We start from the raw sequence: 487 nt of genomic DNA on the forward strand, positions 1-487 counted from the left end.
CTCCGCCGGGTTCACGAGCTGCGAGATCTGGTAGTACGACGGCGTCCGGTACCAGCCGCCGAAGGTGATCCACCCGAGACCGCCGATCGTGAACAGGGCGAAGCCCTTCATGAACTCGTCTGCCATTATCTTACGTTTCGCTGGAGTCGTCTTGAGACTTTCCCATCCCTTGTCCGCGGAACCGGGTCCCGAGCACGTACACGGCGGTCCCGAGGACGATGAAGCCCACGCCGGTGATGGCCATGATCGCGACGAGCACGTCCTCCGGCGGGAGGATCCCCGCGTTGTCGAGCAGGTAGACGATGGTCGTCCGGACGAAGCTGATCTGGAGCGTCGCGGCGTCGATGAGCGTGAACCCGATGAAGTACGTGACGACCGCGGCCAGCGTCGAGAAGACGGTGACGGCCTTGTACAGCCGGAACGGGACGACGACCTCCCGGCCGCTCGGTCCGTCCCGCGGGCCGGTCGGCTCGTTGCGCGGGTCGGC

1 protein-coding gene is annotated in these 487 nt (G+C 65.9%); it reads right to left on the reverse strand.

Annotated elements, in window-relative coordinates:
* Positions 1-130: 130 nt before the first annotated feature.
* The coding region (locus D3D02_RS19255; protein ID WP_121571378.1) for a hypothetical protein at positions 131-487 on the reverse strand (357 nt) is incomplete at its 5' end.

The sequence above is a fragment of the Halobellus sp. Atlit-38R genome (assembly GCF_003665925.1).
GTDB lineage: Archaea > Halobacteriota > Halobacteria > Halobacteriales > Haloferacaceae > Haloquadratum > Haloquadratum inordinatus.